Origin of the sequence: Alkalicoccus saliphilus, assembly GCF_003044065.1 — a bacterium.
Taxonomy (GTDB): Bacteria; Bacillota; Bacilli; order Bacillales; family Salisediminibacteriaceae; genus Alkalicoccus; species Alkalicoccus saliphilus.
Genome location: NZ_PZJJ01000001.1, coordinates 233,148 through 258,287 on the forward strand (window position 1 = coordinate 233,148; position 25,140 = coordinate 258,287).

The window sequence follows — 25,140 nt, forward strand, 5'->3', positions numbered from 1 at the left end:
GTTAAACCTCTTCCGGTTTGAGGGCAGCTACGGCGATCCAGTCTTCCATTTCCGTAATTTCCTCAATATAAAAACCTGCCTGAGCAAGTGCTTCTTTCACCATTTCTCTTTTGCGTTCTATAATTCCAGATACGATGAGCTTACCACCCGGACGAAGTGCTGTATAGGCGTCTTCTGTCATATTTACGATAACTTCAGCCAGGATGTTTGCAGTAATCACATCATATGTACCTTCAATGTGATCCAATAGATTGGCTTTTGTCACCTTAACCCGATTTTCAACATTATTCCACTTCACGTTATCTGCAGCCGACTGAACAGCTACGTCATCGAGATCAAGTGCTTCGACAGTCTCTGCACCGAGCCTTGCAGCAGCTATTGCAAGTACTCCGGATCCTGTGCCGACGTCGATCATCCGGTCGCCGGGGTTCAGATGTTTTTCCATCGCCTGAATACAGAGAACTGTCGTAGGATGGGTCCCGGTGCCGAAGGCCATCCCGGGATCCAGTTCCACTACCAGCTCCTGCTCGGTAACCGGCTCGTACTTTTCCCAGCTCGGGGAAATCGTAATGCGCGAGCCGACTTTAACCGGTTTGTAATATTTTTTCCAGGCAGTAGCCCAGTCTTCTTCATCCACTTCGCTTATGGAAACGAGGTTCTTTCCAATGTCGATGCTGTACCGGCGGAGCTGGGTGATGGACTCCTTAATCTCTTTCACTGTTTCTCCAAGGAAGCTGTTTTCAGGAAGGTATGCTTTAAGCAGCACTCCTTCTTCCGGATAATCCTCTTCCGACAAGTAGTATATTTCTCCAAATGCAGACTCCCTGTCCCGGTAAAGATCCTCTCTATCTTCAATTACTACACCGCCCGCTCCGGCTTCGTGAAGAATATTACTGATAGGCTCCACAGCTTCCTGAGTCGTGTGAATACAGATTTCAGACCATTTCATGTTCATTCCAGCTCCCTGTTTTTAATCTATTCCCCGAAGCTCTTAAAGGCTCTTTTTACTTTTGCAAAGAAATTCCGGCTTTGTTCGTCCGGTGCTTCTGTTCCGCTTTCTTCTGCAAAATCACGAAGAAGCTCTTTTTGTCTGTCGTTGAGTTTTTTAGGCGTAATAATCCTTACCTGGATATGCTGATCGCCCTGTCCCATTCCCCGGACATTCGGGGCTCCTTTTCCACGAAGACGGAAGTGTGTTCCTGTCTGCGTACCTGCAGGCACTTTCACTTTTACTTTTCCTTCAAGCGTAGGAACCTCTATTTCATCGCCTAGAGCAGACTGGACGAATGTAATCGGCATTTCACAATGAATGTCGTCCCCTTCACGGTGGAAAAATTCATGTTCTTTTACATTAAATACAACATAAAGATCTCCTGGAGGTCCTCCATTGACTCCCGGCTCTCCTTGTCCGGCTACACGGATCTGCTGACCCGTATCCACTCCGGCAGGAATTTTGATATGAATCTTTTTTCGTTTTTTTACCTTACCACGTCCGCCGCACGTACCGCACTTATCTTTTACCTGCTGGCCTGTTCCTTCACAGCGGTCACATACTCTCCGGTTGACTACCCGTCCGAAAGGCGTGTTCTGTTCCACATTCAGCTGCCCTGCGCCGCCGCACTGCCGGCATGTTTCAGGCTGGGTTCCGGGTTTCGCCCCACTTCCGTCACAGGTGGTACACTCTTCCTCCCGCGGAATTTCAATGTCTGTTTCTTTACCGAATACGGCTTCTTTGAATTCCAGTGTCATTGTGTACTGCAGATCGGATCCCTGCATCGGGGCGTTTGGATCACGACGTCTGCCGCCTCCACCGAAAAACATATCGAATATATCGCTGAAACCGCCGAAATCACCTGCTCCCGCTCCGCCGAATCCCTGGTTAGGATCTGTATGGCCGAACTGGTCGTAATGTGCCCGTTTGCTGCTGTCACTGAGCGTGTCATAGGCTTCCTTAACTTCCTTGAATTTCTCTTCTGCATCATCTTCTTTATTTACGTCCGGATGATACTTTCGTGCCAGTTTTCTGTATGCTTTTTTTATTTCCTGTTCTTCGGCATTTTTATCCACACCGAGAACATCATAAAAATCTCGTTTACTCATTTTTTTACCACTCCCGACTTTTCTCCATAACGAGTATCTTATCATCTGTCTCCTGGACAGTAAAGGTGCACTTCAGAGAAAAAAGTCAAAGCCAAGATACCCTGACTTTGACTTTCTTTCTCTTACTCTTTTTTCTCGTCGTTCACTTCTTCATACTCAGCATCCACTACGTCGTCCTCTGACTGGCCGGAGCCTTCAGAAGCGTCTGCCTGCTGCTGTGCAGCCTGTTCATACATTTTTGTGGTAAGCTGGGTTACAATTTCCTGAAGCTCTTCTTTTGCAGTTTTAACAGCTTCAAGGTCGTCTCCCTCAAGAGCTGACTTTAGTTTATCCTTCGCAGCTTCTGCCTTCTCTTTTTCAGAAGCTTCTACGTTGTCTCCGAGATCTTTCAATGTTTTTTCCGTCTGGAACACAAGCTGGTCTGCTTCGTTGCGTGTATCCACTTCTTCACGGCGCTGCTTGTCTGCTTCCGCATTTTCTTCTGCATCTTTCACCATCTGCTCTACTTCTTCGTCAGACAGACCGGAGCTGGACGTAATCGTAATAGACTGTTCTTTGTTCGTTCCGAGATCTTTGGCGCGTACATTTACGATACCATTTGCATCAATATCAAAAGATACTTCGATCTGCGGTACTCCACGCGGTGCCGGCGGAATATCTGTCAGCTGGAAGCGGCCGAGTGTTTTGTTGTTTGCAGCCATTTCCCGCTCACCCTGGAGCACGTGAATATCTACTGACGGCTGGTTGTCAGCAGCTGTAGAAAATGTCTGCGACTTGGATGTCGGAATAGTAGTGTTTCGTTCAATGAGCTTTGTAAATACTCCGCCCATTGTTTCTATACCAAGAGAAAGAGGCGTCACGTCAAGAAGTACAACGTCCTTAACGTCTCCTGTAAGAACTCCAGCCTGAATGGCAGCACCAAGTGCTACTACTTCATCCGGATTCACGCCTTTATGAGCGTCTTTTCCAGTGATCTGCTTGATCGCTTCCTGAACAGCAGGAATTCGCGTAGAACCACCTACAAGTACAACCTTGTCCACTTCTCCCGCGGAAAGTCCCGCGTCTTTGAGTGCCTGACGGGCAGGACCCATCGTACGCTCTACGAGTCCGGAAGTAAGCTCTTCGAACTTAGCACGTGTAAGGTTTAGCTCAAGATGTTTTGGTCCTGACTGATCTGCTGTAATAAATGGAAGACTGATCTGCGTCTGGGAAACACCGGAAAGATCTTTTTTCGCTTTTTCTGCTGCGTCTTTCAGGCGCTGAAGTGCCATTTTGTCCTGATTCAGATCGATGCCGTTTTCTTTTTTGAATTCTGAAACGAGATAGTCGATCACAGCCTGGTCAAAGTCATCCCCGCCGAGCTTATTATCTCCGGAAGTCGACTTAACTTCAAAGAAGCCGTCTCCGAGCTCAAGGATTGATACGTCGAACGTTCCACCACCGAGATCGTAAACAAGAATTGTCTGATCATCTTCTTTATCCAGACCGTAAGCGAGGGCAGCAGCAGTCGGCTCGTTAACGATCCGCTCTACTTCAAGTCCGGCAATTTTTCCGGCATCCTTTGTTGCCTGACGCTGGGAATCATTAAAGTAGGCAGGAACTGTGATTACCGCTTTTGTGACCGTTTCACCAAGATAAGCTTCAGCGTCAGCCTTGAGCTTTTGAAGAATAATCGCTGAAATTTCCTGCGGTGTATACTGCTTTCCTTCTGCTTCTTCTTTATGATTTGTACCCATATGACGCTTGATCGATGTAATAGTGTTCGGATTTGTAATCATCTGACGCTTAGCAACTTCCCCCACCTGGCGCTCTCCATCTTTAAAAGAAACGACTGACGGGGTTGTACGTGCACCTTCTGCGTTCGCAATAACTGTGGCTTCTCCACCTTCCATTACTGCTACACATGAATTTGTTGTTCCTAAATCAATGCCGATTACTTTACTCATGACTATATTCCTCCTCGATATCGTTATGCGTTAACTTTAACCATTGCCGGCCGAAGGACTTTATCCTTAAGCATGTATCCTTTTTGCAGCTCTTCCACGACAACATTGGAGTCAAATTCTTCTGACTCTACCTGCATAACTGCTTCATGCTTCGTCGGATCAAATGTTTCACCAACCGTTTCCATTACAGTTATTTCTTCCGTATTTAAAGCTTCATTAAGCTGATTATAGATCATCTTCATGCCTTGAAGAAGGCTTTTCGCTTCTTCCGACTCCACTTCTGTCATTAGTGCCCGGTCGAAATTGTCCATAGCCGGCAGCAGGTTTTCTGCAAGCTTTTCGGATCTATATTTAGCCGCGGATTCTTTTTCCTGTTTTGTCCGCCGGCGGAAATTATCGTATTCAGCCTGAAGACGGAGGAGTCGGTCTTCTTTCTGCTCCAGCTGTTTTTCAAGCTGTCCCACTGCATCATCTTCCTCTGCAGCAGACTCGTCCGTCTGGACACTTTCATCTGCTTCCTCCTGCTGAACCTCTTCTTCATGCAGTTCTTCCTGTTCCTTTTTTGACACTGCTTTCACCTCCTTCTATTAGTTAGTTTTTATTTTTTCTATCCAATAGGTCTGACATGTCCCGCGAGAAATATTCCATAAGGCTTATCACCCTTGGATATTCCATTCTTGTAGGACCGAGCAGACCGATGGTGCCTACATACTTACCATCCAGCGTATAGGTCGCTGTAACGAGGCTTAAATCTTCAAACGGCTTGAAATCATTTTCTTCCCCTATTCTGATGGTGAGTCCCTGATCCTCGGACCGGATCAGCTTTGATACAAGAGCATCTTCTTCAAAAATATTCAGGATGTTCCGTACTCTTTCGACATCATTAAACTCAGGCTGACTTAAAATGTTTGTTTTACCGCCATAGTAAACCTTCTCCTGCTGATGATCCTGGAACACTTCCCGTAATGCCGTAAGCATCGTTTCATATTTGGAAACGTATTTTTTAAATACGGATGCAATTTCCTGGGAAAGTTTCTGCTGAAGCTGGTAGATAGGCACGCCCCGCAGGCGGTCATTAAGAATGTTCACAACTTTTTCCACATCTGATCCGGAAACATTTTCCGGAAAATAGACCGTCTGGTTTTCTACATGGCCTGAATCAGTCACGATAATGATAACTGCCTGGGTGGCGGAAATAGGAATAAGCTGAATCTGCTGCAGTTTCGATTCAAACACTTCCGGACCAAGAACAATTGACGTGTAGGAAGTCAGCTGGGAGAGAATTTTAGCGGACTGCTGTATAACCTGTTCCGACTCCTGAAATTTTTCTGCCAGCTGGGAGCGGATGTCTGTCACGTCCCTGGAAGACAGCTGCATAGGTGATAAAAGGTGATCTACGTAGTAGCGATACCCCTTCTGGGAAGGAATGCGTCCGGCTGAGCTGTGGGGCTTTTCAAGAAAACCCATTTCCTCCAGGTCCGACATTTCATTACGTATCGTTGCGGGACTGAAATTGATATCCTGACGCTTGGAAATGGTCCGGGATCCGACAGGTTCTGCATTCGTAATATAGTCGTCGACAATCGCCTTTAATATATACAGCTGCCTTTCTGTTAACATCATCATCCCTCCTGTTAGCACTCTTAATCAACGAGTGCTAAATCTATTATATAAAGTACCAAAGAAGGATTTGGTTTGTCAACGAATCAGCGCGTATTAATCTGCAGCAAACAGAAATTTTTCAAAAACTTCATTACCGAGAAGGAGACCTTCATCCGTGAGCATAAACTGCTCCGGTGTTTCATAAAGCCATCCTGCTCTTTTAAGATCTTCCGTAACTCCCGGAAATGCTTCCTGGACTGTCCGGCCGTAGCGGTTCTCGAAACGTTCCTTTGACACTCCTAACCGTTTCCGGAGCCCCATAAACATTTCTTCCTCCATTTTTTCTGAAAAAGTTACTTCATGCACTTCCAGGTAGGGGAGCTCTTTTTCTCTGACAGCTTTCATGTATTTCGGAAGCGGACCATGGTTTCTGATCCTCAGTCCCTCTACATAGCTGTGGGCACCCGCTCCAATCCCGTAATATTCATCGTTGTTCCAGTACGCAAGATTATGTCTGCTGACGGCTCCCCTCCGGGCAAAGTTGCTTATTTCATAAGCATCGAATTCATTTTCTTTGAGGAATTTCAGCATGAAAGCATACATATCTGCTTCAAGTTCCTGTTCCGGAAGTTTGAGTTTCCCTTTGTTCATCATTTGATAGAAGACAGTTTTCGGTTCGATTTTTAAAGAATAAGCACTTATATGGGTAATAGGAAGAGAGACCGCTTTCTGCAGTGTATCTTTCCACTGCTCCATCGTCTGCTCCGGAAGCCCGAACATCAGATCAATCGACAAGTTTTCGATTCCCGCTTCCAGGGCAAGCCGTACTGTTTCTTCCACCTGGTCCGGCTGATGATCTCTATTAATCGCTTTAAGCAGGACCGGATCAAACGTCTGGGCACCGATACTCAGGCGGTTTACGCCTGCTCTGCGCATCATTGCAAATTTGTCTGCCCCGGCACTTCCCGGATTTACTTCGACAGTCCATTCTACATCCGCCGCCAGATGGAAATGCTTTGGTACGGCTTCAAGAAGACGCTGGAGCTGATCTGTCGTCAGCGAAGTAGGGGTTCCTCCACCTACGTAGATCGTTTCTACAGCATTTGTCTGCGGATACTTTTTTACCGTATGCTTCATTTCTTCTATTGTTAAATCAATATATTCATCCACCGGCTGGTTTTCCAGAAAAAATTTATTAAAATCACAGTAATGGCATATCTGCTCGCAGAACGGCACGTGAATATAAATTGATTTTCTCATACATCATTTTCCTTTCTTCAAGTAAACAAACAGAAAAAGGGTGACCAGGTCACCCCTCTTTTCTGTTTACTTATTTTCATCCATGCTGAGAACGGACATGAAGGCTTCCTGGGGAACTTCCACGTTCCCGACACTCTTCATCCGCTTCTTACCTTCTTTCTGCTTCTCCAGAAGCTTCCTCTTACGTGATATGTCTCCCCCGTAACATTTGGCAAGAACGTTTTTACGCATCGCCTTAATTGTAGAACGGGCGATAATTTTCTGGCCTATACTTGCCTGTACAGGCACTTCGAACTGCTGTCTCGGGATAAGGTTCTTTAACTTTTCAGCAATAATTTTTCCGCGGTCATAGGCGGAGTCCCGGTGAACGATGATGGACAGCGCATCCACCTTTTCTCCGTTCAGGAGAATATCCATTTTTACGAGATTGCTTTCTTTATAGCCGATCAGTTCATAGTCAAAAGAAGCGTAGCCTTTCGTGTTCGATTTGAGCGCGTCGAAAAAGTCATACACAATTTCCGAAAGTGGAATTTCGTAAACGATGTTCACTCTGTTCTCGTCCAGATATTTCATATCCAGATAGTCTCCGCGCTTCCGCTGGCACAGTTCCATCACTGGCCCAACATATTCGTTCGGCACCATGACTTCCGCTTTTACATAAGGCTCGCGTACGTGGTCCACCTGCTGCGCGTCCGGCATCTCGGAAGGGTTATCAATTTCAATAACTTCTCCATCGGTTTTCGTCACTTCGTAAATAACACTCGGTGCTGTAGTGATGAGATCAATACCAAATTCTCTTTCAATACGCTCCTGGATAATCTCCATGTGCAGAAGTCCTAAAAATCCGCACCGGAAACCAAAGCCAAGAGCCTGTGAAGTTTCAGCTTCAAATTGAAGCGAGGAGTCATTCAGTTCAAGTTTTTCCAGCGCCTCCCGCAGGTCCGTATAATTGTTTGTATCTACAGGATAAAGCCCGCAGAAAACCATAGGATTCAACTTTCTGTAGCCGGGCATAGGCTCAGCAGTAGGTTTTGCGGCATGAGTCACTGTATCACCGACCTGACTGTCCCCCACATTTTTTATGGAAGCAATCATATACCCTACATCTCCAACGGTAAGCTCTTCTTTAGGAACCGGCTTAGGGGTAAAAACGCCGATTTCCTGCACTTCGAACTGCTTGCCGTTAGCCATCATTTTAACTTTCTCCCCCGGCTTAACAGTACCTTCCATAATACGGATATACACGATTACTCCTCTGTATGGATCATACAGCGAATCAAAGATCATCGCCTTAAGAGGAGCTTCCGGATCACCGGATGGTGCAGGCACTTTTTTCACTACTGCTTCAAGAATCTCATCGATACCGATCCCTGCTTTTGCAGAAGCTGGTATACAGTCTTCTCCCGGAAGTCCAATGACATCCTCCACTTCTTTGCGCACCCTGTCAGGCTCTGCACTCGGAAGATCAATTTTATTAATTACCGGCAGTATTTCCAAATCATTATCCAGTGCTAAGTATACATTTGCAAGTGTCTGAGCCTCGATACCCTGGGCAGCATCAACTATCAAAAGAGCTCCTTCGCAGGCTGCAAGACTCCGGGACACTTCGTAGGCAAAATCGACATGGCCCGGTGTATCAATCAGATGAAAAATATATTCCTCTCCGTCTTCCGCTTTATACAGCAGCTGCACGGCATTCAGCTTAATCGTTATGCCTCTCTCCCTCTCCAGATCCATAGCATCCAGCATCTGATCCTGCATTTCTCTTGAGGTAAGCGCACTAGTTTTTTCCAAAATACGGTCTGCCAACGTGGACTTTCCGTGGTCAATGTGGGCGATGATAGAAAAGTTTCTAATTCTGTCCCGCCTGTTAATTCGATCTTCTGGTTTCATAATCATATCACTCCTACTTCCTGCTTCCGTGCAATAACACTGCTTTCTATTATAACAAGAATAAAAGCTCTTGTTCAATTATTGTTTATAAAGGCTCCTGCGTAAAATTATATTGCTTTTTAAATTTGCTTTTGATAAAATCTCTATTGTTGCAATTATTGAGAAACGGTAATGTTGCATCAGAGGAGGTGAAGCAGTTGGCAAACATTAAATCCGCTAAAAAGCGTGTCGTCGTTAACGAACTGGCCCGCGCACGTAATAATGCGTTCAAATCCGACCTTCGTTCTACAATGAAAGGCTTTTATGCAAAAGCTGAAGAACAGGAAGTTGAAAAAGCACAGGAACTTTTCGTCAGCGCCACTAAAAAGCTGGATAAGGCCGTAGGTAAAGGCCTCCTTCAGCGTAATGCCGCAGACCGACGCAAGTCGCGCCTGCAGAAGCGCCTGAACGAAATTACTGCATAATTTCTTTTAAGCAGAAAAAGCTGTACAGAGGTGATAATTCACCTCTTGTACAGCTTTTTTATTTTCCCGGGATTCTTGATATGTGTGTATAGAACTCTGCAGTACGTTATTCTACGTTCGTTTCTGTACTGACCGGCTTCTTGCCAGCAGGAACATTTCTACTCCCAGCTCTTCACTCACCTTCCCGGTTTTAATCCGGTAATCCAGGTCTGCAAGGTCATCGAGCAGCTGAAGAAGCATTTCTGCCTGAAAGCTGCGGGACTGTTTTGCAGCAAGTTTTACAGCAAAAGGATGCAGCTTCAGGCGCGAAGCAATCATTTTTTCTCCATAGCCCTGCTGCGCAAGCTGCTTAACCTGATAAAGTATACGGAACTGCCGGACCATAAGCGCCAGGATTTTCAGGGGAGCTTCCTTCTGTTTTATTAAATCTCTGTATATACGCATTGATGAAGATACGTCAGCTTTTACGACGTAATCCACCAGTGCAAATATATCCTGCTCGAGAGACCGGGTAACAAGCTCCTTTACCGCTTCTTCCTGAATGATTCCACTCGTTCCGGCATGTACTGCCAGCTTATTCATTTCAGAAGTAAGCATCAGCAGATTATCCCCGGCGAGTGTCAGCAGTCTTTCCTTTGCACGATCATCAATCGAAACTTGCAGTTCAAAAGCTTTCTCATCCAGCCACTTTCGCAGCTCCCCACTCTGAAGAGGCTTGGCTTCAAGTATCCGGCCGGCTTTACGAAGCTGTTTTACGAGTTTTTTCCTCTCATCCAGCTTTTCGTAAGGAGCTGAAACGATCATAATGGTTTCTTCCGGAATATTTTCCGTATAGGCTGCGAGTTTAGCTGTGTCGTGTTCTACTTTTTCCCTGTTTTTTTGAGCAGTGAGAAAATAAGCATCCTTGATGATAACTACTTTTTTCCCTCCCATGAACGGGAAGGTGTAGGCCTCTTCCACTGCGAGGTCCACAGGCTGCTCCGTCATGTCGAAGCGGAGCAGGTTCATTTCCTGCTCTTCAGGGGAGAGGGCACTGTTAGTAAGCCTTTGAATTAAATCCTCCATCAGGTAGGTTTCCGTCCCGTACATCAAGTACAATGGGCCCATATCTCCTTTTTTCACTTCTTTAAGCCGTTCTAAATAGGACATATATTTCCCTCCATGTTTTGCTTTCTATATATTATCACACTTGTTTTTACTCGATCATACAAAAAAATTTCCGGCGCTTTACATTTTTATATTCCTCTATGGATTTTTCTTTAATTTTCGCTTATACTTTTTATGACAGGAGGGATACGTATGAACGAGTTCGAAAAAGACGTGCAGTCGAACCGCAACGATGCGATTGATAGTGGGATCGGCTTTGTCGTTTCCTTTGTTTTCTTTATGATTATTTTCTCTATCGGTCATATTGTAGACCTGTTTTTTTAAGAACTTACACAGAAAGGCTGCCCCGAATCGATTATTATCGGCTTCGGGGCAGCCTTTTTTTCTCCGGTACATCTGGAGAAAAAAGTTCACCCGTCTTCAGTATCATGTAAAAAAGGCAGGGTTTCCAGTACTCCCGCTTTTACTTTCATCGTTACAGTCCCGTGCAGATTCGTTTGATATACTGTAATTCCCTTTGATTCCATCCGTTCCAATACTTCTTCATGAGGATGCCCGAAGCGGTTATCCACTCCCGCTGAAATTACTGCGGTATGCGGATGTGAAGTGTTCAGAAAAGTTTCAGATGACGAGGTGATACTTCCGTGATGTGCTGCTTTCAGCACGTCAGCTTTTAAAAGCTCCGGGTTCTTTTCCAGTTCCTTTTCCGCCGGCTCCTCAATATCCCCTGTAAATAAAAAGGAAAGCCCTTCTATTTCTGCTTTCAATACGATAGAACGGTCATTTTCACTCCAGCTTTGACTTTCTGCAGGATGGAGAACGTAAAACCGGCTTTCTCCCACTGCCCATTGGTCGCCTTTATTTACAAAATAAACAGGTACGTTTTGTTCCTCCAGACAGGCGAAAGCTTCCGTTACAATTTCCGGTACCGTTTCGGATACCGGATAAATAACCTGACCAATAGAAATTCTACTGCTCAAATAACATATTTCTCCCATATGATCAGCATGGCCGTGGGAAATAATCAAAGCATCAATCTTATCGATGCCCCGCCCTTTTAAAAACGGCAGCACTACCTGCTTCCCCGGTCCGTTACGGGATATCTCCGTTCCTTCTTCTGTATACTTTACGAGTCCTCCTGTATCGATCATATATACCGCTTCTCTTCCCGGCAGTTCAATTACCGAAGCATCTCCCTGACCAACATCGAGAAAGTGTATATAGGCGTTTTTATCTAAAACAGGGGGCACGAGAAGAACGAGCAGTACGGCAGAAGACAGCAGCGCAGCCGCAGTCCATTTTTTTCTTTTTTCCCATATGATGAATCCGATCAATATAAAAACGTACCACAGGATGATAAATACAGGCAGAGGTTTTCCGGCTGCAACCAGATGCCCGGGAATAAGCTCCATCATATCCAACCACTGATGTAAAATATACATACACGTTTCCACCCGGGAAAATACCCACTCTGTCCCCCAGGGAAAGCCGGGCTCCATAAAAACGCCGGCAAATGAAAGCGGCAGAACAATAAATGAAATAACTGGAATAAACAGAGCATTCGCTGCAAATGTCATAAGGGATATGGAATAAAAATAATATATGAGGAGAGGCAGCGATATAATCTGAGCGGCAAATGTTACTTTCATCATTAACGAAAAACCGTTTCCCTTTAAAATTCCTGCGGATAAAATCAACCCTGCCGAAGTAACAAAAGAAAGCTGAAAACCTATATGGTAAATAATAGAAGGCTGCATTAATACATATAAAATACCTGTTACGCTGTATATTTCAAGAAGTGGTATCTTTTTTTTACTAAATAGAAAAAGCAGTCCGAGCATAGTCATTACGCCTGCTCTTATTACAGAAGGAGCCGCTCCGGCATAAACAATGTACAAAGGCATGAGTAAAAAAAGAATGACAGCTGCCGTCTCCCTCGTCATTCCGATTCTCACGAGCAGAAGCCAGACTCCTGCCGTGATCAGGCCTACGTGCAGGCCGGAAACTGCAAGAAGATGAATGACTCCCAGCATCTGATATTGATCGATTCTTTCCTCTTCAATAAAACTCCGTTCACCAAAAACAAGCGCAGCTGCAAGTGCACCTCCCGGCCCCATCCCTCCTATTCGATGAAGCTGTTCAAAACGTCTGTCGAAAAATTCTGCTCTTAAGTTCCTACCTTCCGAACACTCTATTTTATCAGCAAATATCTGCCAGTATATGTTCTGCCTCAGCAGATAATTTTTATAATCAAACTGGAAAGGACTTCGTGCTTCCTCCGGTTTAATGAGTGTTCCGTACACAAGACACTTATCCCCTGCTCCCGGGCGTTCAGAAGCATAGACAGTAATTTGGTCCTTTTCTTCTGTCCGGAGTATAAAACGATATCCTTCCCCGGCCACTTCTGCACTACCGGCTGTTCCTTCTACGTATTCTTCCTCTCCTGTCAGATGACTTGAAAACTCTTCAAAAGCAGGGGCAAACAAAACTCCCAGCAAAAACGCGGCAGCCACTGAAGGCTTCCGGGACACACGTATAAAAACGATCAGAGCAGCAGCTGCCGCTCCCACTCTCCATTCTATTCCTGTCCCGGAGGCAGCAGCCATTCCGCAGAGCAGTGAAATGAACATATAAAAAAACGGATACACGGCGCTGCTCCTCTCCTGTTTAATAAAGCACTGCGCCGTATATCCGTTCCGTTAAAAAGTCTTTCGAATTCTGCTTATTTACATCGGTTGTGTAAAAAGCGAATTCGCTTTGTTTCTCATGTCCTGCAGCTCTGCGTCCGAAAGCCCTTTTTCTTCGAGTTTTCCGAGCAGTTCTGCTGTAAAGGCGAGTTTTTCTTTGTTTTTAGTATCGAGTATCATTTCTTCCAGTTCCACCTGAGCCACTTCAACGCCTGCTTCTTCAAATAAGTTTTCAGCGAACGGATGATTTTTATAATCCGCTGCATAGTACATTTTCTTAATTCCCGCCTGAATAATCGCTTTACAGCAGTTAAGACAGGGGAAATGTGTAACGTAGATTTCTGCTCCTTCCGACGCTACACCAAACTTTGCACATTGGATTATCGCATTGATTTCAGCATGAATCGTCCGTACACAATGGTTATCAACAATATAGCATCCGTCTTCAGAACAGTGGCTGCCCCCGGAGATTGAACCGTTATAGCCTCCGGCAATAATGCGTTTTTCTCTTACTATCGTCGCCCCGACCATCAGCCTTGTGCACGTGCTTCTTAGTGCAAGCAGATGACTCTGGGCCATAAAATACTGATTCCAGGAAATACGTTCCATATCGTTCTCCCCCTTATGATGTCTTTCATCAGTTTAGGGAAAAATATATCCTTTCGTCAACTTATTGTTTCTGCAGGCTTCTGGCAGCGAAGAAATAATTTAGTAAGTTGAGAGATGTTCTCTCAGCGTCTCCATAGTTTTCTCGCCGATCCCCGGTACATTGATTAAATCATCCACCTGCTGGAATGGACCGGTTTCCTCCCTGTAGCTGACGATCGCTTCTGCTTTTGCAGGACCTATTCCCGGAAGCGTCTCCCACTCTGCCTGTTCCGCCATGTTCATATTCAGCCTGGAATTATCTTCCTGGGGAGACTCCCCACTTTCCCCGGTTACTTCAGAAGTGCTGACCGCTGGAACGTTTATGACCATTTCATCAAATGCACGCTGGGCAAGATTCACTCCAGCTATATCTGCCTCCTCCGTGAGACCCCCCGCTTCCTTTATCACTTGTTCAACCCGCTGGCCGTCCTGCATTTTATATACTCCGGGATATATCACCTCTCCTTTTATATCCACTTTTATATCCCCCTGCTCTGTTAAGGCCGTTTCGTTTTCCTGCAGCCCTTCTGCTGCTGTTTCGGCGAGGGGACTTTCTGCTTCGGAATGATTCAGTGTGTAAATTATTATCAGCAGCAGTATAGCAGCTCCACCCGCAATTTTCATCAGCAGACTCCGGTCGACACTGATCAGCCAGGATTTCAAATTCTCCATTTTTTCACCTCTTTTACGTTTTTATTTCTACTTAATCAATGAGTGTAACGGCCGCTGCCCGTAAAGATTACTCCGGCGCATAAAAAATCCACCCGGCCGGTCATCGGCGGGTGGATACGAAGTTATCAGGTTCTGTTAAGGTGTACCGCCTAAAGCGGTAATTATTGAGAGTGTCTCTATATTATAAGAAATAACTGGAAAAAAATCCACTATTTTTTCACGGCTTTAAAAAAGTACCTGTCATCCTCGGGGCCGGGATTCTTTTTTCCGAAGTCTCCGGAAAGTTCAATTTTATAAAATCCGGCTTCTTCCAGCCATTCTTTGTAGAGGGAAGGCTCAAAGGTCCGCTGGTACAGTTCTTCATCATACCTTTCATAATTCCCATTTTCTTTTTTTAGAAAAAAAGTGAGGATGTGATGTACGCTCATCGGTTCTTCGCCGGGTTCACAATACCACATATATGTGAGGTGATCCCGGTCTTCCCCGTAAAGCTGCTCAAAAAACTCATTTTCCATTTTGTGAACAGAATGTACATCAAACAGGAAAACTCCTCCCGGCTTTAAACTGGCTGCTGCGCGGCGGAAAGTTTGTTGAACTTCCTCCCTGGAGGGAAGATAGTTTAATCCGTCACAAAACAGCGTGACCGCATCCATGTTTTCGAATCCATCCAGTTCTGTCATGTTCTGCTCATAAAAAGAAATCCCGCTTCCTTCTGCCCTGGCTTTCTGTTCGGCTTCCGCAAGCATTTCTCCTGAAATATCGACGCCATGAGCTTTAAAGCCTTCTTTCTCAAGCAGAAGCGTAAAAGATCCGGTACCGCAGGCCGTATCCACTATCTCGGCTCCAGCCGGTACGTTCTTCTTCGTATATTCGAGCCATTGGCTGTATGGGACTTCCTCCATCAGCTCATCATACAGTGAAGCAAAGTGGCGCATAAATGATCTCCTTCCCGGCTACCTTAAAACTTCCTCTGAACTGCTTAAAGGAGCGTCTCCCCACAGTTTTTCCAACTGATAATAGTCACGATCTTCTTTATGGAAAACGTGGACAATAACGTCCCCGAGATCGATTAGCACCCACCTTGACTCTTTCAAGCCTTCCATACGGTTGATTTCAACACCGGCTTCCGCTGCTTTATGCTTAATTTCATTAGCAATCGCTTCCACCTGCGTTTCAGAATTACCGTGGCAGATAACAAAATAATCGGCAATCGAAGAAAGCTGGTCCATTTCCAGTGTAATTATATCCCGTGCATTCTTTTCATCGGCAGCACGTACCGTTAAATCCAGCAGATCTTTATTTTTCATTAATTCATGCATCCTTTCTTTTTTGTATGAAATCATTGTACGCTTCAAAGGTATCCGGATACACCGCTGTGCGCTTTGACACCAAAAATTCTATTGTCTGGGAAAGAGCGGTCAGACACCCTTCATCAAGACTTGAAGCCGCTGCTTCACGGGCCTTTTCTGCCCCGGAAAACGTCCTGCCGGGCTCAATATAATCTGCAAGAAAGAGAATCTTCTCCTCCAGGGTCATGTTCTTCCGTCCTGTCGTATGCACAGCGATCATCTGGATAATATCCTCGTCCGAGATACCAAGCTCCTCTTTTACGAAAAGGGCCCCGACGAACGCGTGCAGCAGTTCATCTCCATAATCGTTCAGCCGGGACGGAAGCTCCGGATGCTCTTCCACCTTTTTTCTCATTTCTTCTGCCGGCCTGTATTTAGCATAATCGTGGAGAATAGCTGCCTTACGCACTTTTTCGGTATCTCCTCCATATTTACGACAAAGTTCTTCCGCTGTCTGTACTACACGCCGTGTGTGTTCATACCGTGCAGGTTTCAGGGAGTGTCTGACTGCTTCATAAGCTTCTGTTTCATTCATACAGGTCCTGCTCCTTTATATAGGCATCCACGTCTTCTGTTACAAGAAATTTGTTCCACATCCCTGTCGATGCTCTATCTCTTAGAGCTGTGGAGGATATGTTCAGTTCCACCTGATTCAGGAACAGAATCTCTTTAAAATCCTTTTCCTTTACCTGCGCCCCTGCAGTCCCTGGTCTTTTCATAACTATGAAAGAAATAAGCTGCTGCAGCTTCTCATAATTATTCCACAGATGGAAGTTTTCATAACTGTCCCCGCCCATGATAAAGTAAAATTTATCTTCCGGGTACTGTGCAAGAAGAGACTGAAGAGTTTCAGTCGTATAGGAAGGCCCTTCCCGTTCCATCTCTTTCAAGCATAGCTGAAAACTTGAAGATAATCGAACCATGTGCTTAACCATGTCGATCCTTTGTTCTTCCGTCGTATCCGTCCGGGCTTTGTGGGGAGGGATTTTGTTCGGCATCCACCATACTTCATCCAGCTCCACCTCCAGCCGGGCTTCTTCCGCCATAATAAGATGTCCTGTGTGGGGAGGATCAAACGTCCCTCCGAGTAGACCGATTTTTTTCATCACCTGTAAACTCCCTCAGCTTGGAAGTACTATTTCTTTGTTTTCTTTTGATTCCTTATAAAGAATAATAGTACTGCCGATGATCTGTACAATCTCTGCACCGGCTCCTGAAGCAATCTCTTCTGCTGTAGCATTTTTATCGTCAGAATTATTCTGAAGAATGCTTATTTTAATCAATTCCCGGGCTTCCAGAGCATCTTCCGCCTGTTTAATCAGGTTCGAGTTCACTCCGCCTTTTCCTACTTGTAGAATAGGCTTAACATTATGTGCCTGCTTTCTCAAAAAGCGCTTTTGTTTTCCACTGAGCATATTTACACCTCTCTTAATTTTTCCACAACTGTTCTTTCCATTACCTTTACAGGCGCCTGAATGCCTGTCCAGATTTCAAATGCCATCGCTCCCTGGTGAACAAACATGCCGGCACCGTTTATCGTTTCTGCTCCCTTTTTATCAGCTTCCCGAAGAAACCGCGTCTTCCACGGTGTATAGATCAAGTCACTGACGAGGGTTCTGCTGGACAGTTTTTCAAGAGAAATCGGCATCTGCCCCGTGTTGGGTGTCATTCCGACAGACGTAGAATTGATTACGATATCAAATTCCATCAATGAAGCCTGGGCGGTTTCCAGAGGAAGAGCTCTTACTTCTTCACCGCAGTCTTCGGCCAGCGCCTCGGCAGAAGAAAGTGTCCTGTTGGCAATTGTTAGCTGCCGGACTCCCTTTTTAGCAAGCGTTACTGCCACTGCTCTGCCTGCACCACCTGCACCGAGCAGAAGCACCCTTGTGTCTGCAAGCGGCTTTTTCAGCCGTGGACGTAAAGAACGAAGGTACCCTTCGCCGTCTGTATTATAGCCTATCAGTTTATTCTGCTTTTTATCGTGAATAATGGTGTTGACAGCACCTATCATTTCGGCGGTTTCATCCAGCTCGTCCAGATATTCCATAACGGTAATCTTATGAGGAACCGTTACGTTAATTCCAGCAAGGCCAAGCCCCCGGATACCACGTACAGCATCAGACAGACCGTCATCTTTTACGTGAAACGGGACGTAGGCAGCGCTGATACCGGTTTCCCTGTATGCTGCTGTATGCATCATTGGCGAAAGACTGTGAGCTACCGGATTACCTATTACTCCAAAAACCTGTGTCATCCTATCATTCCTCCACTAAAAAATTGAGTCACGCATCGTTACGTGCACACCTTCCGGTACATGAGTGCGAATAACACTTCCTTCCCCGCTGACAGTGACCCAGCCGAGTCCGGAAAAAACAATGTCCACTTTTCCAGATGGAAGTTTCCACTCTTTCATTTGCAGCGGAGGGAAACTTTTTAAATCTTCCACATCGGGCGGAGAAAGCATTTCTCCGGCATGCTTATCGTACAGCTCATCCGCTTTTTCCGTTTTCGTTCTGTGAATATGGAGTTCATTTGACATATATACGATAAAGGACTGCTTCTGTCCCTCTTTGAAATCCATCCGGCTCAGTCCACCGAAGAAAAGCGTCTGGGCTTCCTCCAGCTGAAAGATAATCGGCTTTACTTCTTTACGGGGATTTATAATTTTGAGGTCTTTTTTCGAAACGAGATGAGCCATTTGATGATGATTGATTATTCCAGGGGTATCATAAAGCGTTTTCCCATCTTCCAGTGGAATATCTATCATATCCAGAGTAGTTCCCGGAATGTTGGATGTAGTAATCATTTCTTCTTCTCCTGCCCCAAACTCTTTCAGAAGCTTGTTGATAAACGTGGATTTACCAACATTGGTGCAGCCTACTACATAGGCATCGCCGCCGTTTCGGAGCTCGTCTATTGCTTTTGCCGTTTCCATCACGCCTTCTCCGGATTCTGCACTCATAAGCATGACATCCACCGGTTTAAGTCCGTATTCCTTTGCCTGCCGGCGCATCCAGTTTATTACCTTATTTCTTTTAACCGATTTCGGCAGCAGGTCGATTTTGTTTCCGACGAGAAGTACAGGATTTCCTCCCGTAAATCGGTGCATACCCTCAAGCCAGCTGCCATCAAAATCAAATAGATCAACCACTTTGACAATAAGCGCTTTTTTTACGGACAGCTGATTCAGCATATTTAAAAAATCATCATCCGTCAGGGAAACATCCTGAACTTCATTATAATGCTTCAGCCGGAAACATCTCTGGCATATTACAATATCTCTTTTCAGAGCCGAAGGAGGGGCGTAACCCGTTTCCCCTTCATTTTCTGTCTGTATTTCCACTCCGCATCCGGAACAGATTATTTTTTCTCCCATTCAATTAACCCCTTTCGTTTCATTGCTCTGAATACCCGGCGTTCGATCGCCCGGTTAAACTTCGTAGCCAGCCCGTCCGTTTCAGCAACCGGAACAACGAGTATTGTTTGAAATCCCGCTCTGTTGCCCCCCAGAATATCTGTCAGAAGCTGGTCTCCAAGAACTACAACTTCGCGGCGCTGCAGGCCCATCAGTCTGCATGCAGACTTAAATGCTCTGCTGAAAGGCTTTTTGGCACTATGAATAAATGTCAGGCCATGCGGCGCAGCAAAGGTATGCACTCTTTTCTCATTATTATTAGATACAATCACCACTTCGAATCCAGCTTCCTGCAGTTTTTCAAACCAGTGAAGCAGTTCCTCAGTAGCATCTTTTCTGTCCCATTCGACCAGTGTATTATCAAGATCTGTAATGATTCCTTTAATGCCCCGTTCTTTCAATTCCTCGATTTGTATATTATATACAGATTGAACATACTGATCGGGTATAAAATTTTTCAGCATAGGCTTCCTCCATTTCTGCTCATCACAATATCATACATTTATTTTAACAATCATTTCAATCGAAACAACAAAATCTGTTAAAAATATTGTGCGTTTTCTGCTTTCTCGCTGAGATTTATAAATTTTTATGAAAAATTTTTTCTGCGTCTCTACATATATATTAGTTTTATAATTATTCGCCTTACGTACAGCACCGGGGATGCAAGGCTTTACGTTTTATATTATAATTTACGTTGTGTCTGACTAAAGGATAATACCTTGTCATTTTGTGGAAGGAAGCGCATGCTTCCTTTCTTGTTTTCCCGGGGTGTAAACGGGGAAAGTAAAGCAGAGCGCTGAATGCACTGGCTAACAAGATAAATTATTAAGGAGGTTATAACCGTTGTCGACTTTACATTTTGTTGCTTTAGCTCCATTTATTATGGCGGTTCTGATCCCGGTATTTTACTTCAAATTCCGTAAAATACATACCGGGTGGTTTGTTCTGCCGCTGCCGCTGGTGCTGTTCATTTATCTTTTGACATACATACCAGCCGGTGGAGATCCAATGAACCCGGTGCTGAATTCAGTCCCGTGGGTGCCATCTCTCGGTATTGACTTTACTGTCTACCTGGACGGCCTGAGTTTATTATTCTCCCTTTTGATCACAGGAATTGGTACACTCGTAGTTCTTTATTCTATCTATTATATTGCGAATAAAAATGGAGAGCCCCTCCATAATTTCTACGTATACCTTCTTATGTTTATGGGGGCTATGCTCGGCGTTGTGCTATCGGACAATCTGATAGTTCTTTATGTGTTCTGGGAATTAACGAGCCTGGCATCTTCTCTCCTTATTGCTTACTGGTTCCATAAGGAAAAATCCCGGTACGGGGCACTTAAATCCATGCTGATTACAGTTACCGGCGGATTTTCGATGCTGGCCGGGTTCTCTTTTCTTTATGTACTTACCGGCTCCTTCAGCATACAGGAAATTATTGCTGCCGCCGGGACAATTTCAGGAGAACCGCTCTTTATTACAGCGATGCTGCTGATTCTTGTCGGTGCTTTCACTAAATCAGCTCAGTTCCCTTTCCACATCTGGCTTCCCGATGCTATGGAGGCACCGACTCCAGTCAGTGCCTACCTGCATTCAGCTACTATGGTGAAGGCCGGCCTTTATCTTGTCGCAAGAATGACGCCGGTCTTTGGAATGCTGACTGAGTGGTTCTGGATTCTTGTCATTTTCGGACTGACAACCCTTTTATGGGGATCTGTGTCGGCCGTCAGACAAACTGATTTAAAAGGGCTTCTTGCCTTTTCCACCATAAGTCAGCTCGGATTGATAATGTCCCTTCTCGGTATGAGTTCAGCTGCTATGCATTATGGAGCAGCCGGTTCAGAGGCACTTTACACGACTGCAGCTCTTGCCGCTGTTTTTCATTTGATCAACCATGCCACCTTTAAAGGAAGCCTGTTTATGGTAGTCGGTATTATCGATCACGAAACAGGAACGAGGGACATACGCAAACTCGGCGGCCTGATGACAATCATGCCGGTAACGTTCACCGTTTCGCTTATCGGGCTCGCATCCATGGCCGGTCTCCCTCCATTTAATGGCTTTCTGAGTAAGGAGACGTTCTTTACCGCTTCTTTGAATGTAGCAAGTATGGACATTCTCAACCTGGAGACTCTCGGATTTTTCATTCCGGTTCTCGCCTGGACTGCCAGTGTTTTCACTTTTGTCTATTGTATGATCATGTTCGTACGCACGTTTACCGGACGATTCAAACCTGACAATTATGAAAAGCATGTGCACGAAGCACCTGCCGGCCTGCTCGTTTCACCGATCATTTTAGGAGGTCTTGTCATTTTGTTCGGTATGTTCCCGAATCTTCTGGCTTACACAATTATCGAGCCTACTATGCAGTCCATTCTTCCGGGTCTATTGAACGGTGGAGAACAGTTTTATGTTAATATTTATCACTGGCATGGCATTAACGCGGAAATTATGATGACGATCGGAGTCGTGTTTGCCGGAGCTGCTATTACACTCAATTTGAAAAAATGGCAGCAGACTTTCTTTTTCAACCGGGAACGCGACCCGCTTAACGCAGTCTATGATTCTATGCTCGATAACCTTGTCACAGGCTCCCAGATTGTTACAAGAGCCCAGATGACAGGGCGTCTCAGAGATTATATGGTGTACATGTCCATTTTCATCAGTGCTCTTGGACTTTGGACATTCTTCCGCTACGATTCATTCGCGGTGGATTTAGGAGCTCAGACTCCGGTCCCGGTTTATATGTACATCATCACGGCTGTTCTGCTGATTTCTACCCTGGCACTGCCGTTCGTAACAAACCGTATAACGAATATTGTTTTGATTGGTGTTGTAGGATTTGTTATCGCCCTTCTTTTCGTTGTATTCCGAGCGCCGGACCTTGCACTTACTCAGCTTCTCGTAGAAACGGTTGTAGTCGTTCTTTTCCTTCTGGTATACCGTCACCTGCCGGAAATTAAAAAAGAAAGCGTCAAAGGCTGGTCAAAGGCTGTTAATGCCATTGTGGCCGCTTCCGTAGGGGTTTTCGTAATCCTTGCCGGACTATCCGTTCATGCGATGAGGTCAGCTTCCGATATTACGCCAATTTCAGACTTTTTTATAGAAAACTCCTACACGCTCGCAGGCGGTAAAAACATGGTTAACGTAATCCTTGTTGATTTCCGGGGACTCGATACTCTGCTCGAAGTACTCGTGCTTGGAATTGCCGCATTATGGGTAGTAACACTCGTTAAACACAGAATGAAGGGGGACGAAGACGTATGAGAACGAACTTTTTAATGCTCCATACCATCACGAGAATCGTTTCGTTTATTGTAATCTCCTTCTCTGTCTACCTTTTCTTCGCGGGGCACAACGCCCCGGGGGGAGGGTTCATCGGCGGCCTGATGATGGCTGGTGCCCTTATTCTGCTCTATGTATCATTTGATTTAACCACCATTAAAAAGGTACTTCCTTTTGATTACACATTTATTATCGGTCTTGGTCTGCTCATTGCTATACTGACCGGCCTCAACAGCATGATTTTTGGTGATGCTTTTCTTACCCAGTATTTTGATTATTATCAGATTCCTTTCATCGGTGAAGTTGAGCTGACAACGGCTCTGCCATTTGATCTGGGTATTTATCTGGTTGTAATTGCCATTACACTGTTGACTATTCTAACTATTGCAGAGGATGTTTCATAATGGAAATTTTAATGATTGTAACATCTGGCGTTATTATAGCTGTGGGTGTCTATCTGCTGATGACGCGGAGCATTCTTCGTGTAGTATTTGGCATAGTTATGCTTGCTCATGGAGCACATCTACTTATACTGACATTATCAGGGCTGCAGCAGGGAGCACCTCCCCTCTTAACAGAGGAAGCTGCTTCCTATGCAGATCCGCTTCCACAGGCTGTAATTCTTACAGCTATTGTTATCAGCTTCGGTATTACAGCGTTTCTGCTTGTTTTATCCTACCGAACGTATAAAGTACACCAAACTGACGACTTAGAAGAATTGAGAGGTAATGCTGATGAATAATATTGTACTGCTTCCAGTTCTTATACCGTTTATAGCTGGAACGCTGCTTATTCTTTTCCGCCATTACCCGCGGCTCCAGCGGATTTCCAGCGGAATCGTAGTTTTTCTCCTGCTGTTCAGTGCAGCTTTCCTTCTGTATTTAGTTTATCAGGAAGGCATACAGACCATCGCCCTCGGGAACTGGCCCGCACCATTCGGAATTGTGCTGGTAGCCGACCTTTTCTCCGTACTCATGGTCGTTCTGAGCAGTATTGTCGGGGTAGCGTGTTTATTTTTCGCCTACCAGACTCTTTCTCCGGAAAGGGAAAAATATTTTTTCTATCCTTTTTATTTCTTTCTGTTAACAGGAGTTAACGGTTCCTTTTTAACGGGAGACCTTTTTAACCTTTTCGTATTCTTTGAAGTTATGCTTATTTCTTCGTTTATTTTGATTGTTATGGGAGGAACTAAGTATCAGCTGAGAGAATCTTATAAGTATGTAGTTATTAACATGTTCGCTTCTATACTATTTCTCGTGGCTCTTGCGTTAATCTATGGATTGACAGGAACACTGAATATGGCTCATATCGCTGTACAGGTAGCCGAACTGGAACAGGCGGGAGTGCTGAACACAGCTGCTATGCTGCTTCTTGTCGTATTCGGAATGAAAGGAGCCTTGTTTCCACTTTATTTCTGGCTTCCGAAATCCTACTACGGCCCTCCGGCAGCAATTGCTGCACTGTTTGGCGGACTGCTGACGAAGGTTGGAATTTATGCGATAATCCGCACGTTTACACTTATATTTGTCCATGACACCGGCTTCACGCATACAGTTATTCTTGCACTTGCCGGCTTCACGATGTTCTTTGGAGTACTAGGAGCTGTTTCCCAGTTTGATTTCAAACGAATCCTTTCCTATCACATTATCAGTCAGGTAGGCTATATGGTGATGGGACTCGGACTGTTTACTCCATTGGCACTTGCCGGGGCGATCTACTATATTGCCCACCATATCATTGTTAAATCTGCTCTCTTCCTGTTTGCCGGTGCTACACAAAAAATTACCGGAACGACAGATTTGAAGAAAATGAGCGGACTGCTTAAAACACATCCGGTGCTGGCATGGACATTCTTTATCACAGCAATATCTCTTGCAGGGATACCCCCGCTCAGCGGATTTTTCAGTAAGTTTCCACTTATTCTTTCAGGTATTGAACAGGCAAGCTACGCGATCGTCATCGTTGCTCTGATTGTGGGACTGCTGACACTATTCTCTATGATGAAGATCTTTATTTACGTATTCTGGGGCACGCCCTCTTTGAAGAAAAGCGATTACGAACATATTAAAATGAAGCCGCTGCTTCTCCCGATTATGCCTCTGGTTGCCCTGACTATTATTCTCGGTTTTGCAGCCGAACCGATCTTTTCTTTCTCTGAAGTAGTTGCCGACCAGATTATAGACCCTTCGATTTATATCGATGCGGTATTGGAGGAATAAACTATGCAGTTTCAAATACTTGTAAACATTGTCATAGCGTTTATATGGATGTTCCTTCAGAATGAGTTCAGTGTTGTACAGTTCATGTTCGGCTATATCGTCGGTCTCGGAATGCTGTTCTTTTTAAGAAGGTTTCTCCGATACGAATTTTACTTTAGAAAAGTTGTCGCGATTTTCAAATTGATTTTTCTTTTCATTTATAAGCTCATTCTGGCCAATATTGATGTGATCAAGGTCATTATCAAACCAAAGCTTGACATTGAGCCTGGTATTATCGCCGTTCCCACTGTGCTTAAAACTGACTGGGAAAAAACACTGCTTGCTAATTTGATCTCTCTCACTCCGGGAACTTTAACGATGGATTTCTCCGAAGATGGACAGACACTTTTTATCCACGCTCTTAACGTTCCGGATAAAGAAGCGGCTGTGAGAGAAATTCATGATTCTTTTGAAAAAGCTATTTTGGAGGTGACAGAATAATTGCTGCCAA

26 protein-coding genes are annotated in these 25,140 nt (G+C 45.0%); 7 read left to right on the forward strand and 19 right to left on the reverse strand.

All coding sequences use genetic code 11. From position 1 onward, the window contains the following. Position 1: 1 nt before the first annotated feature. The 7 genes from prmA to lepA form a co-directional block, all read right to left on the reverse strand. On the reverse strand, positions 2-949 hold the full coding sequence (prmA, locus tag C6Y45_RS01220) for a 50S ribosomal protein L11 methyltransferase (RefSeq protein WP_107583155.1): 948 nt from the start codon (positions 947-949) through the stop codon (positions 2-4). A gap of 26 nt (positions 950-975) precedes the next feature. Beyond that, positions 976-2,100, reverse strand: coding sequence for a molecular chaperone DnaJ (gene dnaJ, locus C6Y45_RS01225; RefSeq protein WP_107583157.1), 1,125 nt, complete (start codon positions 2,098-2,100; stop codon positions 976-978). A 122-nt stretch (positions 2,101-2,222) separates the two neighbouring features. After that, positions 2,223-4,046, reverse strand: a complete 1,824-nt coding sequence (dnaK, locus tag C6Y45_RS01230) for a molecular chaperone DnaK (protein WP_107583159.1) — start codon at positions 4,044-4,046, stop codon at positions 2,223-2,225. A 23-nt stretch (positions 4,047-4,069) separates the two neighbouring features. Further along, the gene (grpE, locus tag C6Y45_RS01235) at positions 4,070-4,615 is read right to left on the reverse strand and encodes a nucleotide exchange factor GrpE (protein WP_107583161.1); all 546 of its coding nucleotides are present in this window, start codon (positions 4,613-4,615) and stop codon (positions 4,070-4,072) included. 22 nt (positions 4,616-4,637) lie between these two features. Next, entirely contained in the window at positions 4,638-5,666 is a 1,029-nt protein-coding gene (hrcA, locus tag C6Y45_RS01240) for a heat-inducible transcriptional repressor HrcA (RefSeq protein ID WP_107583164.1), read from the reverse strand. Between the two features lie 96 nt (positions 5,667-5,762). After that, positions 5,763-6,908 carry a radical SAM family heme chaperone HemW gene (gene hemW / locus C6Y45_RS01245; RefSeq protein ID WP_107583166.1) on the reverse strand — a complete coding sequence of 382 codons (1,146 nt, stop codon included), beginning with the start codon at positions 6,906-6,908 and terminating at the stop codon, positions 5,763-5,765. 66 nt (positions 6,909-6,974) lie between these two features. Continuing rightward, on the reverse strand, positions 6,975-8,801 hold the full coding sequence (gene lepA, locus C6Y45_RS01250; protein WP_107583169.1) for a translation elongation factor 4: 1,827 nt from the start codon (positions 8,799-8,801) through the stop codon (positions 6,975-6,977). A 188-nt stretch (positions 8,802-8,989) separates the two neighbouring features. Between lepA and rpsT the strand changes: the two genes are divergently transcribed. After that, complete coding sequence (rpsT, locus tag C6Y45_RS01255; protein ID WP_425427842.1) at positions 8,990-9,265, forward strand: 30S ribosomal protein S20; 276 nt, start codon at positions 8,990-8,992, stop codon at positions 9,263-9,265. Positions 9,266-9,376: 111 nt separating this feature from the next. On the opposite strand, the gene holA is transcribed toward rpsT, so the two are convergent. Beyond that, positions 9,377-10,414, reverse strand: a complete 1,038-nt coding sequence (gene holA, locus C6Y45_RS01260) for a DNA polymerase III subunit delta (RefSeq protein ID WP_107583173.1) — start codon at positions 10,412-10,414, stop codon at positions 9,377-9,379. Between the two features lie 150 nt (positions 10,415-10,564). Here holA and C6Y45_RS01265 point away from each other — a divergent pair, with 150 nt between their 5' ends. Next, positions 10,565-10,696, forward strand: a complete 132-nt coding sequence (locus C6Y45_RS01265) for a YqzM family protein (protein WP_107583175.1) — start codon at positions 10,565-10,567, stop codon at positions 10,694-10,696. An 86-nt stretch (positions 10,697-10,782) separates the two neighbouring features. On the opposite strand, the gene C6Y45_RS01270 is transcribed toward C6Y45_RS01265, so the two are convergent. The 11 genes from C6Y45_RS01270 to C6Y45_RS01320 form a co-directional block, all read right to left on the reverse strand. Beyond that, positions 10,783-13,002, reverse strand: coding sequence for a DNA internalization-related competence protein ComEC/Rec2 (locus C6Y45_RS01270; RefSeq protein ID WP_160058052.1), 2,220 nt, complete (start codon positions 13,000-13,002; stop codon positions 10,783-10,785). Between the two features lie 96 nt (positions 13,003-13,098). Continuing rightward, complete coding sequence (locus C6Y45_RS01275; RefSeq protein WP_107583179.1) at positions 13,099-13,668, reverse strand: ComE operon protein 2; 570 nt, start codon at positions 13,666-13,668, stop codon at positions 13,099-13,101. A 99-nt stretch (positions 13,669-13,767) separates the two neighbouring features. Next, the gene (locus tag C6Y45_RS01280) at positions 13,768-14,379 is read right to left on the reverse strand and encodes a helix-hairpin-helix domain-containing protein (protein WP_107583181.1); all 612 of its coding nucleotides are present in this window, start codon (positions 14,377-14,379) and stop codon (positions 13,768-13,770) included. 209 nt (positions 14,380-14,588) lie between these two features. Beyond that, positions 14,589-15,314, reverse strand: a complete 726-nt coding sequence (locus C6Y45_RS01285; RefSeq protein WP_107583183.1) for a class I SAM-dependent DNA methyltransferase — start codon at positions 15,312-15,314, stop codon at positions 14,589-14,591. Between the two features lie 18 nt (positions 15,315-15,332). Then, complete coding sequence (gene rsfS, locus C6Y45_RS01290; protein ID WP_107583185.1) at positions 15,333-15,686, reverse strand: ribosome silencing factor; 354 nt, start codon at positions 15,684-15,686, stop codon at positions 15,333-15,335. A gap of 4 nt (positions 15,687-15,690) precedes the next feature. After that, positions 15,691-16,263 (reverse strand): bis(5'-nucleosyl)-tetraphosphatase (symmetrical) YqeK, encoded by a 573-nt coding sequence (gene yqeK, locus C6Y45_RS01295; protein WP_107583187.1) that lies wholly within the window; start codon positions 16,261-16,263, stop codon positions 15,691-15,693. Then, a complete protein-coding gene (nadD, locus tag C6Y45_RS01300; RefSeq protein WP_107583189.1) occupies positions 16,256-16,834 on the reverse strand; it encodes a nicotinate-nucleotide adenylyltransferase in 579 nt (192 codons plus the stop codon). The genes yqeK and nadD overlap by 8 nt, the downstream gene beginning before the upstream one ends. Before the next feature lie 15 nt (positions 16,835-16,849). Continuing rightward, positions 16,850-17,143: a ribosome assembly RNA-binding protein YhbY gene (gene yhbY, locus C6Y45_RS01305; protein WP_107583191.1), complete on the reverse strand. Its 294-nt coding sequence runs from the start codon at positions 17,141-17,143 to the stop codon at positions 16,850-16,852. Between the two features lie 2 nt (positions 17,144-17,145). Beyond that, positions 17,146-17,982: a shikimate dehydrogenase gene (aroE, locus tag C6Y45_RS01310; protein ID WP_107583193.1), complete on the reverse strand. Its 837-nt coding sequence runs from the start codon at positions 17,980-17,982 to the stop codon at positions 17,146-17,148. Positions 17,983-17,997: 15 nt separating this feature from the next. Further along, positions 17,998-19,104, reverse strand: a complete 1,107-nt coding sequence (gene yqeH, locus C6Y45_RS01315) for a ribosome biogenesis GTPase YqeH (RefSeq protein WP_107583195.1) — start codon at positions 19,102-19,104, stop codon at positions 17,998-18,000. Further along, positions 19,089-19,604 (reverse strand): YqeG family HAD IIIA-type phosphatase, encoded by a 516-nt coding sequence (locus C6Y45_RS01320; protein ID WP_107583259.1) that lies wholly within the window; start codon positions 19,602-19,604, stop codon positions 19,089-19,091. The genes yqeH and C6Y45_RS01320 overlap by 16 nt, the downstream gene beginning before the upstream one ends. Positions 19,605-19,989: 385 nt before the next feature. On the opposite strand from C6Y45_RS01320, the gene C6Y45_RS01325 reads away from it, so the two are divergent. From C6Y45_RS01325 to C6Y45_RS01345, 5 genes are read left to right on the forward strand one after another with little or no spacing between them, the layout of a single operon-like run. After that, entirely contained in the window at positions 19,990-22,413 is a 2,424-nt protein-coding gene (locus C6Y45_RS01325) for a Na+/H+ antiporter subunit A (RefSeq protein WP_107583197.1), read from the forward strand. Continuing rightward, positions 22,410-22,835, forward strand: coding sequence for a Na(+)/H(+) antiporter subunit B (locus C6Y45_RS01330; protein WP_107583199.1), 426 nt, complete (start codon positions 22,410-22,412; stop codon positions 22,833-22,835). The genes C6Y45_RS01325 and C6Y45_RS01330 overlap by 4 nt, the downstream gene beginning before the upstream one ends. Then, on the forward strand, positions 22,835-23,173 hold the full coding sequence (locus tag C6Y45_RS01335) for a Na(+)/H(+) antiporter subunit C (protein WP_107583201.1): 339 nt from the start codon (positions 22,835-22,837) through the stop codon (positions 23,171-23,173). Before C6Y45_RS01330 ends, C6Y45_RS01335 begins: the two co-directional genes overlap by 1 nt. Next, a complete protein-coding gene (locus C6Y45_RS01340; protein ID WP_107583203.1) occupies positions 23,166-24,650 on the forward strand; it encodes a Na+/H+ antiporter subunit D in 1,485 nt (494 codons plus the stop codon). Before C6Y45_RS01335 ends, C6Y45_RS01340 begins: the two co-directional genes overlap by 8 nt. Before the next feature lie 3 nt (positions 24,651-24,653). After that, positions 24,654-25,130: a Na+/H+ antiporter subunit E gene (locus tag C6Y45_RS01345; RefSeq protein ID WP_107583205.1), complete on the forward strand. Its 477-nt coding sequence runs from the start codon at positions 24,654-24,656 to the stop codon at positions 25,128-25,130. Positions 25,131-25,140: the final 10 nt, after the last annotated feature.

Coding starts and splice junctions, on each gene's coding strand:
- rsfS (WP_107583185.1), bottom strand. CDS start 15,686: ATGAAAAATAAAGATCTGCTGGATTTAACGGTACGTGCTGCCGATGAA.
- C6Y45_RS01285 (WP_107583183.1), bottom strand. CDS start 15,314: ATGCGCCACTTTGCTTCACTGTATGATGAGCTGATGGAGGAAGTCCCA.
- C6Y45_RS01265 (WP_107583175.1), top strand. CDS start 10,565: ATGAACGAGTTCGAAAAAGACGTGCAGTCGAACCGCAACGATGCGATT.
- lepA (WP_107583169.1), bottom strand. CDS start 8,801: ATGAAACCAGAAGATCGAATTAACAGGCGGGACAGAATTAGAAACTTT.
- yqeH (WP_107583195.1), bottom strand. CDS start 19,104: ATGGGAGAAAAAATAATCTGTTCCGGATGCGGAGTGGAAATACAGACA.
- holA (WP_107583173.1), bottom strand. CDS start 10,414: ATGTCCTATTTAGAACGGCTTAAAGAAGTGAAAAAAGGAGATATGGGC.
- C6Y45_RS01340 (WP_107583203.1), top strand. CDS start 23,166: ATGAATAATATTGTACTGCTTCCAGTTCTTATACCGTTTATAGCTGGA.
- C6Y45_RS01270 (WP_160058052.1), bottom strand. CDS start 13,002: ATGTTCATTTCACTGCTCTGCGGAATGGCTGCTGCCTCCGGGACAGGA.
- C6Y45_RS01280 (WP_107583181.1), bottom strand. CDS start 14,379: ATGGAGAATTTGAAATCCTGGCTGATCAGTGTCGACCGGAGTCTGCTG.
- prmA (WP_107583155.1), bottom strand. CDS start 949: ATGAAATGGTCTGAAATCTGTATTCACACGACTCAGGAAGCTGTGGAG.
- yqeK (WP_107583187.1), bottom strand. CDS start 16,263: ATGAATGAAACAGAAGCTTATGAAGCAGTCAGACACTCCCTGAAACCT.
- aroE (WP_107583193.1), bottom strand. CDS start 17,982: ATGACACAGGTTTTTGGAGTAATAGGTAATCCGGTAGCTCACAGTCTT.
- dnaK (WP_107583159.1), bottom strand. CDS start 4,046: ATGAGTAAAGTAATCGGCATTGATTTAGGAACAACAAATTCATGTGTA.
- C6Y45_RS01330 (WP_107583199.1), top strand. CDS start 22,410: ATGAGAACGAACTTTTTAATGCTCCATACCATCACGAGAATCGTTTCG.
- C6Y45_RS01275 (WP_107583179.1), bottom strand. CDS start 13,668: ATGGAACGTATTTCCTGGAATCAGTATTTTATGGCCCAGAGTCATCTG.
- hemW (WP_107583166.1), bottom strand. CDS start 6,908: ATGAGAAAATCAATTTATATTCACGTGCCGTTCTGCGAGCAGATATGC.
- hrcA (WP_107583164.1), bottom strand. CDS start 5,666: ATGTTAACAGAAAGGCAGCTGTATATATTAAAGGCGATTGTCGACGAC.
- C6Y45_RS01345 (WP_107583205.1), top strand. CDS start 24,654: ATGCAGTTTCAAATACTTGTAAACATTGTCATAGCGTTTATATGGATG.
- nadD (WP_107583189.1), bottom strand. CDS start 16,834: ATGAAAAAAATCGGTCTACTCGGAGGGACGTTTGATCCTCCCCACACA.
- dnaJ (WP_107583157.1), bottom strand. CDS start 2,100: ATGAGTAAACGAGATTTTTATGATGTTCTCGGTGTGGATAAAAATGCC.
- C6Y45_RS01335 (WP_107583201.1), top strand. CDS start 22,835: ATGGAAATTTTAATGATTGTAACATCTGGCGTTATTATAGCTGTGGGT.
- yhbY (WP_107583191.1), bottom strand. CDS start 17,143: ATGCTCAGTGGAAAACAAAAGCGCTTTTTGAGAAAGCAGGCACATAAT.